20 protein-coding genes are annotated in these 14,749 nt (G+C 53.9%); 8 read left to right on the top strand and 12 right to left on the bottom strand.

The genetic code is table 11. The annotated features are described in order from the left end of the window. Positions 1-78 precede the first annotated feature (78 nt). From IJT02_03005 to IJT02_02990, 4 genes are all read right to left on the bottom strand, one after another. On the bottom strand, positions 79-1,539 hold the full coding sequence (locus IJT02_03005) for a hypothetical protein (GenBank protein ID MBQ7543891.1): 1,461 nt from the start codon (positions 1,537-1,539) through the stop codon (positions 79-81). 147 nt (positions 1,540-1,686) lie between these two features. After that, on the bottom strand, positions 1,687-3,414 hold the full coding sequence (locus IJT02_03000) for a hypothetical protein (protein MBQ7543890.1): 1,728 nt from the start codon (positions 3,412-3,414) through the stop codon (positions 1,687-1,689). A 15-nt stretch (positions 3,415-3,429) separates the two neighbouring features. Then, positions 3,430-4,596: a hypothetical protein gene (locus tag IJT02_02995; GenBank protein ID MBQ7543889.1), complete on the bottom strand. Its 1,167-nt coding sequence runs from the start codon at positions 4,594-4,596 to the stop codon at positions 3,430-3,432. Then, entirely contained in the window at positions 4,593-5,348 is a 756-nt protein-coding gene (locus tag IJT02_02990; GenBank protein MBQ7543888.1) for a phage tail protein I, read from the bottom strand. Before IJT02_02990 ends, IJT02_02995 begins: the two co-directional genes overlap by 4 nt. A 52-nt stretch (positions 5,349-5,400) precedes the next feature. On the opposite strand from IJT02_02990, the gene IJT02_02985 reads away from it, so the two are divergent. The 5 genes from IJT02_02985 (at position 5,401) to IJT02_02965 (ending at position 8,334) form a co-directional block, all read left to right on the top strand. Beyond that, positions 5,401-5,787: a hypothetical protein gene (locus IJT02_02985; protein ID MBQ7543887.1), complete on the top strand. Its 387-nt coding sequence runs from the start codon at positions 5,401-5,403 to the stop codon at positions 5,785-5,787. Beyond that, a complete protein-coding gene (locus IJT02_02980; GenBank protein ID MBQ7543886.1) occupies positions 5,784-6,134 on the top strand; it encodes a hypothetical protein in 351 nt (116 codons plus the stop codon). The genes IJT02_02985 and IJT02_02980 overlap by 4 nt, the downstream gene beginning before the upstream one ends. After that, on the top strand, positions 6,131-6,460 hold the full coding sequence (locus IJT02_02975) for a hypothetical protein (protein MBQ7543885.1): 330 nt from the start codon (positions 6,131-6,133) through the stop codon (positions 6,458-6,460). Before IJT02_02980 ends, IJT02_02975 begins: the two co-directional genes overlap by 4 nt. Positions 6,461-6,551: 91 nt before the next feature. After that, positions 6,552-7,169, top strand: coding sequence for an IS607 family transposase (locus IJT02_02970; GenBank protein ID MBQ7543884.1), 618 nt, complete (start codon positions 6,552-6,554; stop codon positions 7,167-7,169). Continuing rightward, on the top strand, positions 7,153-8,334 hold the full coding sequence (locus IJT02_02965; protein ID MBQ7543883.1) for a transposase: 1,182 nt from the start codon (positions 7,153-7,155) through the stop codon (positions 8,332-8,334). The genes IJT02_02970 and IJT02_02965 overlap by 17 nt, the downstream gene beginning before the upstream one ends. A gap of 143 nt (positions 8,335-8,477) precedes the next feature. Here IJT02_02965 and IJT02_02960 read toward each other — a convergent pair whose 3' ends face one another. The 4 genes from IJT02_02960 to IJT02_02945 are packed head-to-tail and all read right to left on the bottom strand — an operon-like array spanning position 8,478 to position 11,611. Then, the gene (locus IJT02_02960; protein MBQ7543882.1) at positions 8,478-8,678 is read right to left on the bottom strand and encodes a hypothetical protein; all 201 of its coding nucleotides are present in this window, start codon (positions 8,676-8,678) and stop codon (positions 8,478-8,480) included. Then, positions 8,675-9,049: a peptidase M15 gene (locus IJT02_02955; protein ID MBQ7543881.1), complete on the bottom strand. Its 375-nt coding sequence runs from the start codon at positions 9,047-9,049 to the stop codon at positions 8,675-8,677. The genes IJT02_02960 and IJT02_02955 overlap by 4 nt, the downstream gene beginning before the upstream one ends. 17 nt (positions 9,050-9,066) lie before the next feature. After that, entirely contained in the window at positions 9,067-9,276 is a 210-nt protein-coding gene (locus IJT02_02950) for a tail protein X (protein MBQ7543880.1), read from the bottom strand. After that, on the bottom strand, positions 9,269-11,611 hold the full coding sequence (locus IJT02_02945; protein MBQ7543879.1) for a phage tail tape measure protein: 2,343 nt from the start codon (positions 11,609-11,611) through the stop codon (positions 9,269-9,271). The genes IJT02_02950 and IJT02_02945 overlap by 8 nt, the downstream gene beginning before the upstream one ends. Before the next feature lie 66 nt (positions 11,612-11,677). Between IJT02_02945 and IJT02_02940 the strand changes: the two genes are divergently transcribed. Continuing rightward, positions 11,678-11,917, top strand: a complete 240-nt coding sequence (locus IJT02_02940; protein MBQ7543878.1) for a hypothetical protein — start codon at positions 11,678-11,680, stop codon at positions 11,915-11,917. Between the two features lie 90 nt (positions 11,918-12,007). On the opposite strand, the gene IJT02_02935 is transcribed toward IJT02_02940, so the two are convergent. Both IJT02_02935 and IJT02_02930 read right to left on the bottom strand, forming a co-directional pair. Continuing rightward, positions 12,008-12,322, bottom strand: coding sequence for a phage tail assembly protein (locus tag IJT02_02935; GenBank protein ID MBQ7543877.1), 315 nt, complete (start codon positions 12,320-12,322; stop codon positions 12,008-12,010). A 4-nt stretch (positions 12,323-12,326) separates the two neighbouring features. Then, positions 12,327-12,851, bottom strand: coding sequence for a phage major tail tube protein (locus tag IJT02_02930; protein ID MBQ7543876.1), 525 nt, complete (start codon positions 12,849-12,851; stop codon positions 12,327-12,329). 43 nt (positions 12,852-12,894) lie between these two features. On the opposite strand from IJT02_02930, the gene IJT02_02925 reads away from it, so the two are divergent. Both IJT02_02925 and IJT02_02920 read left to right on the top strand, forming a co-directional pair. Next, on the top strand, positions 12,895-13,050 hold the full coding sequence (locus tag IJT02_02925; protein ID MBQ7543875.1) for a hypothetical protein: 156 nt from the start codon (positions 12,895-12,897) through the stop codon (positions 13,048-13,050). A gap of 4 nt (positions 13,051-13,054) precedes the next feature. Then, the gene (locus tag IJT02_02920; GenBank protein ID MBQ7543874.1) at positions 13,055-13,249 is read left to right on the top strand and encodes a hypothetical protein; all 195 of its coding nucleotides are present in this window, start codon (positions 13,055-13,057) and stop codon (positions 13,247-13,249) included. A 1-nt stretch (position 13,250) separates the two neighbouring features. Here the strand turns inward: IJT02_02920 and IJT02_02915 are convergent, their stop codons facing one another. Together IJT02_02915 and IJT02_02910 are read right to left on the bottom strand one after the other, a co-directional pair. Beyond that, entirely contained in the window at positions 13,251-14,495 is a 1,245-nt protein-coding gene (locus IJT02_02915) for a phage tail sheath family protein (protein MBQ7543873.1), read from the bottom strand. After that, positions 14,496-14,747: a hypothetical protein gene (locus tag IJT02_02910; protein MBQ7543872.1), complete on the bottom strand. Its 252-nt coding sequence runs from the start codon at positions 14,745-14,747 to the stop codon at positions 14,496-14,498. Between the last annotated feature and the right edge of the window lie 2 nt (positions 14,748-14,749).

Raw genomic sequence — 14,749 nt, 5'->3', positions numbered from 1 at the left:
TTCCTCACCTTCTTTCTGTTCAGGCTCGGGAATGGGTATTGGCTTTGGTCTGCGCTGTGTGCTCATCGTTCTCACCTCTCATTCGCTGAACACTGCTTCTATCTGGTAGATTGATGGCGGATTGCTCTGCCATTCGTAATTGGCTGTTATGGCTTGCCCGGCTGTTACGGACGCTGTGATGTGCTGTGCGTCTTCATGAAGAGCAAAGTACTTCTCTGAAAGCTGTGTGCCGTTCACGATAAGTTTCACTTCGCCGCCCTTTACGGGATGTTTGAGCTTGTAGGTTTTCTGACGGCCTGTCCCCGCGCCTAAAGCCTCCCCGTAGATCACGCCGCTTTCTGTCGTTGTTACTGCCCTCAGTGCACAGCATGTGTCCGTGTTTCCGTGAACTGCAAGCCGGTACTCGGATTTCATGTGCGTGCCCATGTCGTACCGTGAGGTTAGTGGTAGTTCTTGCCACTCTTCAGCACTCCAGCCACACTCGTAATCGCACGTAATGATTGTGCCTACAGGGGCTGTGCATGACACTGTGCCCTGCTGTCCGTCCACCTCAAAGTCCGTTACTGCGGGCTCGCCGTCGTAGTACAGCTGAAAGCCGTCCGGCCTTATGCCCGTCCTGTGCAGGAGCGTGAAGGTCTGTCTTGCTCCTGTGCCTGTGCCCAGCGTTGTGCCCGTTACTCTTTCGGGGGCGGGGCGGAATGACGCGTACAGTTTCAGCGTGCTTCCTTCAAGTTCGCTGTGGTTGACCGTTACCCTGCAGGAATGCACCGGCATGTACCAGTCCTCCGTCTTCGTGATCAGTTCGCTCTCGCTCGAGCCCGGAATTACCACGCCCCCCGTAGCGTAAATAACTTTCACCACGCCAAGATTGACGCGGTCAGGAATAGCCGCTCCTACTCTCTGGACTGAGAAGTCTGCTCGGAGCTGGACTGCTTTTGCGCAAACACCCGCCATGTCGCTTATAGGTGTCCACTCGGACAAGTGCCCGTCAGGGGCTGTGTACTGTGCGTAAACGTTGCACATACCATCCCGCTGTCCCTCTGCTTCAGCCCAGATGTTTATCACCTGTGCATCGGCGGCCAAGTCGTAGCGCGGGGAGTACTGCGATGTTGTGTACTGTATCTCCGTGCTCCGGCACTTGAAGGTCAGTGAGATGAGCGGAATGTGCCTGCTCAGATCGTCTGTGCTCAGGCCAAGTGCAATGCCGAACTTCTGCCCCGCAAGTGCTGGTACGTTCGTCAGGGCTGTTAATTCTTCAGGGGTATTGCCGTAGGCCCTGAGAGTGTTCATGTCCGCCTTGTTCGTGCTGAATGCGCTGAATGTCCCAGAGCCCGTTAATCTCCCCCACTGCCCCCTCACCTTGAAGGCCACGTAACGCGATGTGCCGTCGGGCTGGTAGCCACTCACCTCAATGCCTGTTACCGTGTTTGCGCTCGACAAGTCCATCGGTGCGCTGTCTGTCGTAACGAGCATGCCTTCAGCGTATGTGCTGAGAGTGTCTGTCTGCCAGCGTATAGGGTCAATTGATATGTTGCTCATGTAAGTAATTCTCCGTACGTTTTAGCAGTCTCTCTGCTCGTGTGCCAAAATTGTGTAAAAAAAAGTACAACTTCCTGCTCAGGAGAATTGCACTTTTTTTCGTGAAATTTTAGCGGTCAGAGTGTTCGAGTGCTAAAAGCTAGGTAGTTATGCGTATGATTGTGTAGCTATGTAACAGAAGCCCGTACCGCTTCCGCCGCTTGCGTTTGCGCTTGAGCTTCCGCCCTTGCCGCCTGTAGAGATGGCGTTTTCGTCGGCGCGTACTTTTTGTGCGATGAGGATGAGGCATGCTCCTGAGGCTTGGCCGGGTGCGTCTCCTGCACTGCCGGAATTCCCTCCTGCGCCGCCGCCTCCTGTATCGAGGTCTCCCGTAGCGTCGGGGGAATTGCCGCCGGTTGTTGAGGCCTGAGTACCGCCCCTGCAAGTTTCGCCTGTGAGGTCGACTCCGTAGCCGCCTGTTCCCGAAGTGCCTGCGTCTCCTCCTGATGCGCCGTCTCCTGCGCCGCCGCCTCCGCCTACGCCGCCCTTGCCGCCTAAGCCTGAGTTGTCGGTGTCAGAACCTCCCGCTCCTCCGTAACCAGCTCCGCCATCACCGCCACCGCCTCCGAGAACGGGTGCGCCTCCCTTGCCTGCTCCCGACCAGTTCGCGCCTATCCGTGCGTATGATGTCGCCGTGAAAGTTCCACCGCATGCGATGAAGATACCGCCGCCGCTGTTCACGATGAAGTTGTCGATGAGCTGGGGATGACTTATTGCCCGCAGGTCAGTTCGTGCCCGCCCGAAAGCGTGCGTGTGTATCCGGCCGTCAACGTAGCAGTCCCCCTTGCACCTGAAAGCGATAATGCCTCCGCTCTGGTATGAGTCAGTCCACATCGGAGGAATGAGCACGCCTTCATCCGTAACTGTGAGAGTGTTGAAGTTAGGTACGCTCACGCACTGAACACTGCCGCTCCCGATAGTGATTGCGTCCGTGAAAGTTATCTCCGTGTCGGTCATGCTCTCTATCCTCGTGAACTGGTACTTGCCCGTTTCGTTGTTGAGCAACATGACTTCCCAGCCAGCGGCAAGCTTGCCGAGAGACATCGTGCGTTTCTTGCTGTAAGTAGCTGTCTTCAGGGAAAACCCCGTGATACAGCACGCGCTTGATATGGGGGTACGTTTCTTCACGGTAACGTCCCCGAGTTCGCCAGTGCCGAAGCCCCCGATGTCGTAGACGTTCAGAGTGCCCTGTCGCGGTGATGCGGGAACGCCGTCTTCAGCTCCCGCCGACAAGCAGAACTCATCTATCATGCCGTCGAGGCCGCCTACGTTTATGCTCCCAATCTGCATGGCGGAAAGACTGTCTATCCCCGTGTACACGTAGGGTGTTCCGCCGTTGATGATGATTGTTACCGTCTTGTTCGTGATGTCTACGCGCGCGCGGATGAACGCCCATGTGTTGAGCGTAAGAGAGATGTCCGGCTCAACAGAGAAAGCGTTGATGACAATCTGCGGCCTAACCTGACCGTCAAGCCTGAGGAGAACGCGCGGCAACCCTGCAGAAGAGTTCAGCTGTGAGATAAGGCCGCCCGCTAAGCTTATTGGGCGCACCCAGCAGGATATCTCCACAATGCTTGTGAACACTGGGTGATTAGAGGATTGGCCGGTGATGTACTGTGCTTCGTTGCGGGTGTACAAGCACCTGTACCCGAACTTCGGCACACCCGAGGTGAGCTCGTCGCAGGGTATCTCTTTGCCCGCAAGTTTCGCTCCCCCCTGCCGCCTCCACGTGAACAGCCCTATCTCGTCTCTGAGGCCGTCTCCTGTTTCCCCGTAGTAGGGGAAGTCGAAGTGAAGCAGTGCCCTGATGTTAGCGTCAAAAGTTCTTCTCGCCATAACAATCACCTTCCATTACTCAGCAAGCATGAGGTAATCCACGCCCGTAATCTTAGCGAACCCCGAGAGCGTGTATCGACCGACATCAGCGACGGAGAACTCAAAGTACCTGTTGAAATCAGTGCTTGTGTTGAGGCCGTACCACTCAAAATTTGCAGGCCACACCTTTACGCTCAGCACCCCCGCTCCCGTAGCCTCTCCGTCCGTTATCTTGGCCGTCGTCCGGCAAAGTATTGTCCCGTCCGTGCGGTAGGTGTTCATGACCGGCCCGTCGAACTTCAGCGTAACAGAGTTCTTGCCCTCTGTGATCGCCGTAACCTGAACGCGCTCTGAACTAACGCCGTCCGTGAGCCAGTACCAGCTTCCGGGGATAAGCCCGTCTGCAGGCTCTGCCTCCGCCGTCCAGCTCCCCGCCGTAACCTTAATCATGTCCGTGCGGAATGTGTCAATCATCGACGTGTTCGTGAAGTCTTCGGCCATGAAGTGCGAAAAACCGTCGAAGTCCTGCTGTGTCTCAACCGCAAGCCACAACTCAGAGAGAGCGTCCTCAACGCGTTCAAGTCGTTTGTCGAGAGCGGCGGGTTCAATGCCTCCAAGCAGGAGCTCTTTTGTCTGCGGTATGGTTATGGGACGCAGTCTCTTGTCGCCTGAAGGTGCTGTAGTCCAGAAGCCCGCAGGGGTTGTGTAGGGCGCGTAGAGGTCATCAAATCTCTGGTCAAGGCGCGCGTACGTAACGTACTGGTTGGTGTTGTTGATGACGGCCGTAACGTGCTTTGCTTGGTCTATCACCGTAACAAGAGAGAGCGTGTAATTTATCTGGTCAACGTTATTGTCGGGCTCAATGTATCCTGCGTCGTTGCCCTTGTTGCAATAAGCGTAAAGGACATCGGCGTTAGTGTCAGGGTCTCGGGCAATCAGGCCGAACTCTCTCACGAAAAACCCCGTCGTCAGCCCCTTGTTTGTCATCTCGAGGAAGAACTCCGCAGTTCCAACGACAGACGCAACGGTCATGCGCTGAATGCTGAGCTCGCGTTTCTGTGAGATGAGGGCGGTAAGTTCTTTGGGGTTGCGCGTGCCTAACCAGCCATCACCGCAGACGCACTTTGTGAAGTTCAGTGTCTTGCCAGTGATAGCTTTCGCTAGCAGGTTAAGGCCTGCGTTTGTGATGATGAGGCCGTTCATTCAGCGTCCTCCATGTCCTTCCAGCGTAGCATGTCCATGATAGCGTCAAGCCGTGCGTTAATCGCGGCCTGCTGTGCTGTGAGGTCAGCAAGTATCGTGCTCTCGTACGAATCAATGCGGCTGATTATTCGTTTCTCGAACTGTAACAATAATTCCTGCATGTCGTCTAAATTCACTCCTAAAGCGACATCCCTTGTCTCGAGGCTGACGGTTGCCGTAGCAAGTTCCGCGTCATCTTCCACTTCAATGCGGATGTCGAGGTCATTCATGAGACTGCGTGCGGCCTTGCTCTCCTCTATTGCGCGGTGAATGGAGCTCTGCAGTTTGTCCCGTCCCGTAGTACGGTAGAACTCGCCGCCTACGATGGCCTTAAGGTCGAACGTGTAGGGCTCACCGCCTGTGTCGTGCCAATGCCTGAACGTAGCCTCAACGTCAATCTGCCTGAGAGCGTCCTTGATTGCCCAGACAGTGCCCTTGTGCATGTGCCACTTGAGGCTGTCTTTTACGGCCTTGCGCTTAACGTCCAGAGTTCCGGCCAAGTCGTAGAAGTCCGCGTGCAACTGCCAAGCCAGCAGGTCAATGACGTTCTCGGGGAGCTCGTCGATGCGCGCCCAGATTAATGCCTCGAGGCTGCCCCGTGAGAGGGCTTGAAGTTCGGGGTCAATCGCCGCGATCAGGGCTGAAATGTTGCTGTCTTCAGCGATGTTGCGGGGTGTAATGTCGTTGAGGGATAGAGAGTAGAGGTCTTTCACGTGTCTCACCTCCTGCGTGATATAATGGCCTCATTCCCCCAACGAAAGAAAGATGATGATGATGATGACTAGCTCCGACAGAATAATTTACGTAGAGATTGACGGTATCCAGTACAGGGCTGAGGGATTAGTACTGCGACCTGCGGGCCGTGATGAAGCGTTGATGCACCGCCTTGACGGTATAGAGACGCGCCTTGACAGGATAGAGGCCCGTCTTGGTGCGGTAGAGCAGGACATAACGATAATCAAGCACGACCAGCAGACGCTACAGCACAGTGTGTACTGGGTGCTTGGTGCGGTTGGTGTCTTCCTTGCGGCAATGGCATTAAGGCCGTCGCGCGGAACACCGAAAGAGGATAAGCCTGTTCCTGCGCCGTACATCATCCAAGTTCCTGCGTACATTCCGCCGTCTCATGACAGAGAGGAGAAGTCCGCATGACGAGTTCCGACAGAGAGATACTCATAGCGATAGACGGCAAGGTAACTGCGTTAGGCGAACGGCTTGACCGTCTGGAGGCCCGCGTGGATGTGCTGGAAACCGGCCTGCGTGAAGTCCGCGAAGAACAGCGTCTCATGCGCAGTGAGATAGCTTCACTGACGACTGCTGTTTACTGGGTGCTTGGTGCGATAGGCATTTTCCTTGCGGCACTAGGCGTGTTCACCGCGCTGTACCTGTGGCTGTCCGACAGACGGCATGATGACAAGTCGCCTGTTCCTGCGCCGTACATCATCCAAGTTCCTGTGTACATTCCGCCGTCTCATGACAGAGAGGAGAAATCAGCATGACCAGCTCCGACAGAGAGATACTCATAGCGATAGACGGCAAGGTAACTGCGTTAGGCGAACGGCTTGACCATCTGGAAGCCCGCGTAGCCGCAGTAGAACGCCGTATCGAGACGTTATCTATCGAGGTACAGCACAACACCGACCGTATAGACTGGGTGCAGACTACGGTGTACTGGGGCTTTGCGATGATAGCGTTCATTGTGGGAGCAATCCCCATAGTGCAGGGTCGCAATCATGATCAGTCCCCGCACGGCGGATTGAGTTACCGCGATGTGAAGGACATCATCAAGTCCGAGCTACGAGAACGTGAAGCGGAGTGGGGGTAGTAAACAGATAGATTAAATCTATAATATATTGTAAATATATTGTTGTTATTATAAGTTATCTCTTGTATAATTTATTCAGGAGGTGCTTACGATGACACGATATTACTCTATCCGCGTGTTCTCCAAACTGCTGGGCGTTACCCCGCAAACTCTTCGGAACTGGGATAGGACAGGGAAGCTCAAACCCCATCACACTGCATCGAACGGATACCGCTACTATTCACAGGAACAGCTTGACGAAATTACCAACGTCCGGCGGGAGAAGAGAATAACAATCGGTTACTGCCGCGTATCAAGCCACAAACAGAAGGATGACCTCAACCGACAGTGCGAGAACATGCAGACGTATTTGTTAGCACAAGGTAGGCCATTCAGGATAATTCGAGACATCGGGAGCGGAATTAATTACCGCAACAAAGGCCTCTTAGAACTGATAGAGCTGATAAACAGCAACCGCGTCGATAAAGTCGTAATCTTGTATAAAGACAGGCTTCTGCGCTTCGGCTTTGAACTTGTTGAAGAGTTCGCAACCCTACATCAATGCGAGATAGAAGTCATTGACCATGTGGAAAAAACTGAACAGCAGGAGCTCGTAGAAGACTTGATACAGATAATCACAGTCTTTAGCTGTAAATTACAAGGCAAACGAGCTCATAAAGCCAAGAAGTTGATACAGGAACTAGCGGACGCTGGTGATGAAGATGATTAAGACCATCCGTGTCATGCTAATTCCCAACAACCGGCAAAGAACACGCCTGTTCCAGTTCGCGGGAACGGCACGGTTCGCTTATAACTGGGCATTGGCTGAAGAGAAGAGAACTCGTGAAGCAGGCGGAAAGTTCTTGCAGGATTACGAACTCCGAAAACGTTTTACGCAGTTCAAGCGAGAGCCTAAAAACGCATGGCTGTACACAATCAGCAACAACGTGTGCAAGCAGGCCATCAAGGATGCCGCTGATGCGTACATAAAGTTCTTCAAGGGTTTATCCCAGCCTCCCAAGTATAAGAGCCGTAAACGTAGCAAGCCCAGCTTTTACGTTGACCCCGTGAAGATAAAGTTCACACAGACACACGTGAAACTGGAGAGCATAGCTCTCAGCAGGAAGAAGAGCCGCCAGTGCGCTAACTGGTTCAGGCTTGCCGAGCACGACCGTATCCCGCAGGACACAAAATACTTTAATCCCCGCGTATCATTCGACGGGCTTCACTGGTTTTTGACGGTAGGAATTGAGGTTGAGGACAAAGCTCCAGCAGAGAATACGCACGACGGCATCGGGATTGACTTAGGCGTGAAAGAACTTGCGGTATGTAGTTCAGGGCACGTCTACAAGAACATCAACAAGACAAGCCGAGTGAGACGGCTGAAGAAAAAGGTGCGCCGGTTACAGCGCAAAATCTCACGCAAATACACTAAGAACAAGAAAGGAGAAAGTTACAGGAAGACACGTAACATTATAAAGAGCGAACACCAGCTTTTGAAGCTAACCCATCGGCTGACGAACATCAGAGCCAATCATATACATCAAGCCACGACCGAGATAGTGAAGCGAGAGCCAAGTTTCATAGTCATGGAGGACTTGAATGTAGCTGGCATGATGAAGAACAGACATCTGGCGAAGGCTGTACAGGAGCAGAAGTTAGCAGAGTTCTACAGGATAATGCGATACAAGTGCGACTGGTGCGGCATAAGGTTTATCACGGCAGACAGATACTACGCGTCGAGCAAATTGTGTTCAGTATGCGGACGCAAGAAGGCAGACTTGAAGCTGTCAGACAGGATATATCGATGCGAGCACTGCGGTGCAGTGATAGACCGAGACCTGAACGCCAGCATGAATTTATACCATTATGGACAATCAATAACATTTCACTGACACGAGAATATTGATATGTACCGATACGTTAGTCGGGAATTAAAGCCTCTGGAGCGTTACACCAAACGCAAGTAGCAGTAACACCGTGAAAGCGAGCGCTATGAATGAGGAATGGAGCAGAGAAGTTAGTTTTGAGCTCAAAGCTAATAGCTTTTTATAAGTCTTCTGTAACGGTGCTCAACACTGCCTATCTGTTCTTCCTCAGTATGCCATCCTTCACCCGGCGGAGCAGGCGGGACATGATGATTAGCCTCTTCGGCATGAACCGGTGCAGGAAGCGTATCCTTAGCCCTTTTCCCTTGCTGAAAGTGCACATCAAAAAGAAGCCGGGCATCAATCATCACGTCCTATCCTCCCACAAACGCTTTCGAGCCCCGCCGCAGTCAATGTGTATCCAGCGTGAGTACTTTATGCAGTACGACAAATCATTGAGCTTGCCCGCCGCATGCAGTTTCTTGGCCGCCGCGAACAGTGCCCCCGCTCCAAGAGAGCATGACAAGTCCGCCGCTAATCCCCGAGTGTGCGTGCTGTTCCGTACGCCGCCGACTTCAGCGTTGTGCTTGTTGCACCTGCACCCACTGTTCACCTTGACGGGAACGCCTAATTCATCGCGCAAGGCCTGACACATGTTAATCAGCCTCTGGTCAATGATGTTCCAGCCGCAGCACTTGCACGCAAATTCTTTCACCTTAAAGTTCTTCGTATCAACAGCCATGTGGTAAATCTCTCCTCTCATCTCATCCATGGGGGCAAAGTCCTTGACGCGGGAATGTACGCCTCCGGGACTTCAAGCACAACGCCCGCCTTAAAGATAACCGTCTCTCTGTACTGGGGGTTAGCCTCAATAAGCAGGCTCGTGAGCTTTTCTCCCCCTAACCCGTTGTAGGCCTTGTACGCGATGAAGTCCCATGTGTCACCGCTTGTTGTCTTGTAGCTAGGCATAACTCACCCTCTCCTCGAGGCTCATGATGTCCGACAGTGCGTCCCTCACAGCCGCCGCAATCCTTTCAGCAAGCCCCGCGTCCTCTGAGTTGCCCTGAACGTTCACTGTGATGTTCACGGTTGCAGGAGCGGGTGATGAAGCGGACGGAGAGAGATAACCTCCCGCCGCAGGAGTTACGCCGAGCAGTTCAGCGGCCTGCATCAGCAAGGGAACACCGCGCGCTTTGTCCCGCAAGGGTATGACTGCTTCGGGGCCGTCTTCCGCAACAAGCCCGATGTGTGGCGTTGTGAGTATGCCTCCCGTTGCGTGAGCCTGCATGTAGCTCGGAGCAAGGTTCTGGACAGTCCCGCTCCGTACAGCCGCTTTGCCTGCGGCCAAGTCAACGCTGGGTTTGTCCCAGTTCTTGAAGGGGTTGAGGTTAGACAGCCAATTAGTGAAGCCTTCCCATATCCCTTTAAGGTACGAGATAGTTTCCTCGCACCAACGCGCCAACGGCTCCCAGACGTTAGGCAGTACCCATGATGCCCACCATTCTTTGAGGGTATCCCAGTTAGCGATGGCCAGAGCGACAGCACCTGCAACGAGCGTACCTATTGCGATGACGGGGTGAGCCATGATGATTGCCCCCAGCCCGCTGAGCATTGAGCTCAACCCCCCGAACGCTGACGTAGCCCCCTCAATGGCAGTGATTGCACCTTTCAGCTCAATGAACGCCTTGAAGGCCTGAACTGAGAGAGATAGGTACTTCCAGACGGTCCGAAGCACCATGAAGCCCCCGATAAAATAGGCGGCCTGCGCAATCAAATCTGCGAACGGGCCCATCGTGTCAATAATCTCATTGAGCTTCTGCACACCCTTAGTGAGCGTCTGCGTGAAAAACCTGTTTATCGGGTCTAGTGCCTTGCCGATACGTATCATCAGGCCTTCCCACGCCGAACCCAGCGACGTAATGTCTCCCTTAAGAGTGTCGTTGCGTGTTGCGTTCATCCGGCTAGACGCACCGTCTCTCTTCTTCTGCGTCCCTTCCAGAAGCTCGGAATATTCCCCGTTCATGAGGGTGCGTTCAAGTCCCTGCATCTGCGCGCCGAACTGCCCGTAAATGTTGCCCCTCATTCTTGCGGCTGTCTTTGAGCCTAACTTTTCGCCCTTCAGTGCAACCTGCGCGATGATTTCCGCGAACGGTGCAAAGTCTCCTTTGCGCGTCTGCGTTCTGATGCCGTAACGTGATAACTCGTTGCGTGCCTGAGCGGGGTCAGAGCCGAGCCTGCGGAGGACACTCGATAACGCAGTTCCCGCCTCAGCTCCGCGTACTGTGTTGCTCATAGCCCCGAGCGTCGCCATCAGCTCCTCAACACTGCCGCCCATTGACGCGAAAGGCCCTGCGGCTTTGAGTGCTGCCTCACCTAACTGCGCAATGTTCGTGTTGGAGTGCGCAGATGTGTAGGCCATTACGTCGGCAACCCGCCCCATCTCGCTTATGGGAAGGTTCATGTTCTTCGTGACGTTGATGAGGATGTCTGCGGCCTGTGAAATGTCCATGCCTTCAGCCCCAGCAGTCTGCAGAATGTGAGGCAGGGCTACCAGTATCTCCTGCGGCTTCAGATTGGCGCGGGCTAGTACTTCCTGTGATGCGGCGGCCTGCGTTGCCGTGAACTGCGTCGAGCTTCCGAGTTCGAGGGCTTGTTTGCGCAGTGAAGTGAACTGTTCCTGAGTGAGCGCGGCTACAGAGTTGACCTGAGCCATCGCCTGCTCAAAATCCATGTCAACCTTTATAGGTGCCTGAAAGGTTTTGATTAGAGCAAGGGACGTAATGAGGTCATTCTTCATGTTGTCCCAGCTCAATTGTCCCCGTATCTGCGCAAATTTGCTCTGTGCGTTCGCTAGGCGGTCCTGAGCGGCTTTAACTTTGTCCGACGCGGCGGCTAGCTTCTGCTGTTCGCCTGTCAGGTTTCGGGTGTTGATGCCGCTTTTCATCAGCTCACTGTTCAGCTCGGCAAGCCTCTGTCTCTGCGTCTGGAACTTCGCCTCCAGCATGCCCGCATGTCTCTGTGCGTCTGCGAACTGCTTGCGCATTGCTGCTGTAGGGGCATTAGTCTTGCTGAACTCTTCGCGCAGTACTCTGACGCGTTCACGAGCCTGCCCCATTTTCTCGCGGAGCTGTTCCAATGAGGCGCGCTGTTTCTGGAAGCCCTCAATCTGCCGTGTGGCGGCCTGAAGCGTTTTAGCCCTTGTCTGCAGTGCGGCTATGGCCTGACCCGCTTTAGTGGCTTCGGGAATGAGGTTGCCGCTGGTCAGCATCGAAAGATTTACAGCCAGTTCCAAGATTTTAGCCATATACTACAGGCCTCCTTTCTGTTAAGATTTCTGCATTCCATCATCAATTTTGCGGGGTGTATTGCTGTGAGTATTCATGACAGTTACAGACGCTGTTATCATGACCCCTTCAAGGAGTATATCGGCGGCCTTGAAGGGGAAGACTGGACGCGTTACCGCCGGAATGTTGAAGCCTTCGAGAAAGACTTCAACAACAGGCTTTCAACCCGTCTGCTTAAATTAGCATTCAATGTTATTGGTGCGCTGTTCTTTGGTGCGCTGTTCTGGGGTTTTGTGCTGTATGTTGTTTTTTGTAGTGCTCCGTGATGATGGAGCACCACTCTGAGAGTTCAGGAAGTGTCATGCCCAGCCACACATCAATGCCCGTGTGAGCTTCACTCAGAGCCAGCGCGAAGATTAGTCGTCGGAATTTGTTTGCGTTGAGGCCGCAGAGGCCTGTCCGCCCAAAAAAGCCGCCGCCTCAAGTGTGATGCGTGTGAAGTCAGTAACGTTCATGTCCTCGAGGACTTCACGGGGAAGCCCGCAGGCACGTGCCGCGATGGCCGCTAAGTAGCTCCGTGAGAACTCCCACGCGGAGAAGGTTTGACCCTGCGCACGGAGGGCTTTTTCTGCGTCGATGAGGTCGCGTCCTGTGAGGCTTTCGAAGTCAGGGTCGAGTGTCTGTATGTCTGTGTCCTTGTAGCGTATCGGCTTGGTGAGTTCAATCTTCATCGTGCTACCTCATTCCCAGAGCGGCGCGGACATCTTCAAGATAGTCTACGCCGTTCACCCTGTACATGTAGTTCATCTTGTCTATCTCCAGCACTTCAAGCCCGTCTATATCGGCCTTCATGTAGTACACTTCGTGCTCTGTCGAAGCGTCCTGCGTCGCTACTACGTCCAGCTTGCCCGGGTCCATCTTCTTCGTGAAAGCTTTCGCGAACACGTGAATTCTCGTCGCGATGAGGTCTCCCGTCCCCGCATCAATCTGCTGTCCGGCCGCGTACATGTCCAGAATGTGCCCGCCCGGTGCTCCAAGTTCCCAGTAGTCTTGCGTTGTCAGCCGCCAGTTCAGCGTGATGACCAGCGAACCGAACTGTCCCAGTCCCGGAGCGTCGATAGTTCCTGCTATGCCCGCGCCCTTGATTTCGGCCGTCATCAGCTCGAGGGGCGGGAAGTTTCCGTCGGCAATGCCCATTAAGCGGCCGCCGTCTGCGTATACGTTAAAGTTTAGTACCTTCTCAGGTATGATGTTAGGCATGCTATAATCTCCTTATCCCTGAACAATTTATGAGGTGAAAGCTATGAGTATCCGTGAAAAGCTCAAACGCCGTCATCCTGTCCTTCCGTATGACGAATGGCGCAGGAAACTGTGGCGCGATTTTTGGCGGCAGATGGCCTTTATCGCGTCGGCCTGGATTGCCGCAGGTGCGTTCACCGTGTGGCTTCTGTCGAGGTAGCTCCATGAATGATAATGACTTCGTCCGTAAAGACCTGCACGACAAAGATATAGACATCGTCATTCAGGAGACGAACAACCTCAACAACAGGATTGATGACCTGAAGTCTTTTGTGTCGTGGGGCTTCTCGATACTGGGCATTCTGCTTGTCGTAGTACAGCTCGGCGTTGGGTTTATCCTCTACCTCATAACAAAATGATTTAGCTCAACGCGTTGTACAAGACCTGCAGGTACTCGGGATCATACTCAAAGATACCCTCAATCACTTCAGCCGGAACAGGCGGCGTGATGAAGATGTGGAACTTCAGAATGCCGTTCATCAAGTCAGTGTACATGTTCTCGTCTTCCCGAAACTCCACCCTAGCCCCTAACAGCATCTCACGCGCAACAAGACTGTTCAGGTACATGTTGAAGGTGTTCACGATAGTTCGCACAAGGCGTGCGGTCATGGGCTGGTCAGTCTGCTGCCAGAACGTCAGGATGAACTGGTTGCCCAGATAGTCGAACATCCGACGCACCGCGATGAAGCAGTCCTTTACGTCTGTCTTGGCCGGGTAGCACCCTGTTCTGTTGCCCCAAGCCCGCCATCCGCCTATCCAGTTCAACGCAGTAACAATGCCCTGACTGTTCAGGTAGTTCGCCTGCTCGAGCCCTAAAAGTATCTCTTTCCCGCCCGCAACGCACGCGTCCATCTGCAACAGCTCGTTACTCGGGGACTTGTAGGGTATGTCGTCATGCGCGCCGTCAACCTTGTTCATGAGGCCTACAAGCTGTGTCGACATGTGAAAGACCTTGCCGTCCAGCGAAACCTTAGGCCAGCAGACTACTTCATGCTCTGCAACGTAGTTGTTGCGCTCTTTCCACTGCGGAGCGGCCGTGTAGTTCGTTACGCCGCTGTTATCGCTGGGGATATCCAGCACGCATATGCACGTGAACAGCCCGTTGACCGCGTCGGCCTTAGCGCGCATCACGGCGGCCACACCGGGATTTTCGCTCCACTTGGGGCACGCGATTATTCCGGGAACAAGCCTGAAACGCGGGAACACTTCATTGACGAGCTCGAGGCCGGTTGTGGTGTTGGTTGTGGTGTTCACGCCCCCGATGATGTCTGCGGCCGTAACTTTTGACGGGTCGGGCTTGCCGGAACTGTCCTTGTGCTTGGCCGGGTCAAAGACGTTGATTAGCACGCACGGAGCTTGCCCGAAGAGCGCGAACTGTGAGTAAATGAACTCACTTAGGGTATAATTATCCCAGTCCTCTGAAAAACCAAATATCTCTACAGCCTCTTCGTACGTGTAGACCAGGCGCGGAATGTTGACGCACTCGCTATCTGCTTCATGTACGGGGGCTGTACCTATTATGACGGGAAGTCCGGCCTCTCCCTGTGCGGGGGCAATAATGCTCGTCGGTACTTCCTGCTTGTACACGCCATGCCTGAATGACATTTACCTGACACCTGCCTTCTCTTTGAGTTTCTGTGCCGCGTGATGTATGTGCGTGCCCTTTGTCTTGGCCGCGTCCAGCGCACTTGAACAACCCTCTACGGGAACGATTAGCTCGTCTAGCTCCGGGTACTCTTCCTGCAGGGCTGTGATGTGGCCGGGCAGTCCGTCTAGGAACACTTGGTTTCTGATGAGCCCGAGCTTCGCGATCGTCGGGCCGACGTATATTGCGTGAATGTTTGTCTGTTCGTCCATTG

Source organism: Synergistaceae bacterium (assembly GCA_017450125.1).
In the GTDB taxonomy this organism is placed as follows: domain Bacteria; phylum Synergistota; class Synergistia; order Synergistales; family Aminobacteriaceae; genus JAFUXM01.
This window is presented reverse-complemented; position numbering and strand designations above follow the sequence as displayed.

Bases quoted from the DNA above. Each gene is read 5' to 3' on its own strand.
- IJT02_03005 (MBQ7543891.1), bottom strand. From the start codon at position 1,539: ATGAGCAACATATCAATTGACCCTATACGCTGGCAGACAGACACTCTC.
- IJT02_03000 (MBQ7543890.1), bottom strand. From the start codon at position 3,414: ATGGCGAGAAGAACTTTTGACGCTAACATCAGGGCACTGCTTCACTTC.
- IJT02_02995 (MBQ7543889.1), bottom strand. From the start codon at position 4,596: ATGAACGGCCTCATCATCACAAACGCAGGCCTTAACCTGCTAGCGAAA.
- IJT02_02985 (MBQ7543887.1), top strand. From the start codon at position 5,401: ATGATGATGATGATGACTAGCTCCGACAGAATAATTTACGTAGAGATT.
- IJT02_02980 (MBQ7543886.1), top strand. From the start codon at position 5,784: ATGACGAGTTCCGACAGAGAGATACTCATAGCGATAGACGGCAAGGTA.
- IJT02_02975 (MBQ7543885.1), top strand. From the start codon at position 6,131: ATGACCAGCTCCGACAGAGAGATACTCATAGCGATAGACGGCAAGGTA.
- IJT02_02970 (MBQ7543884.1), top strand. From the start codon at position 6,552: ATGACACGATATTACTCTATCCGCGTGTTCTCCAAACTGCTGGGCGTT.
- IJT02_02955 (MBQ7543881.1), bottom strand. From the start codon at position 9,049: ATGGCTGTTGATACGAAGAACTTTAAGGTGAAAGAATTTGCGTGCAAG.
- IJT02_02950 (MBQ7543880.1), bottom strand. From the start codon at position 9,276: ATGCCTAGCTACAAGACAACAAGCGGTGACACATGGGACTTCATCGCG.
- IJT02_02945 (MBQ7543879.1), bottom strand. From the start codon at position 11,611: ATGGCTAAAATCTTGGAACTGGCTGTAAATCTTTCGATGCTGACCAGC.
- IJT02_02935 (MBQ7543877.1), bottom strand. From the start codon at position 12,322: ATGAAGATTGAACTCACCAAGCCGATACGCTACAAGGACACAGACATA.
- IJT02_02930 (MBQ7543876.1), bottom strand. From the start codon at position 12,851: ATGCCTAACATCATACCTGAGAAGGTACTAAACTTTAACGTATACGCA.
- IJT02_02925 (MBQ7543875.1), top strand. From the start codon at position 12,895: ATGAGTATCCGTGAAAAGCTCAAACGCCGTCATCCTGTCCTTCCGTAT.
- IJT02_02920 (MBQ7543874.1), top strand. From the start codon at position 13,055: ATGAATGATAATGACTTCGTCCGTAAAGACCTGCACGACAAAGATATA.
- IJT02_02915 (MBQ7543873.1), bottom strand. From the start codon at position 14,495: ATGTCATTCAGGCATGGCGTGTACAAGCAGGAAGTACCGACGAGCATT.
- IJT02_02910 (MBQ7543872.1), bottom strand. From the start codon at position 14,747: ATGGACGAACAGACAAACATTCACGCAATATACGTCGGCCCGACGATC.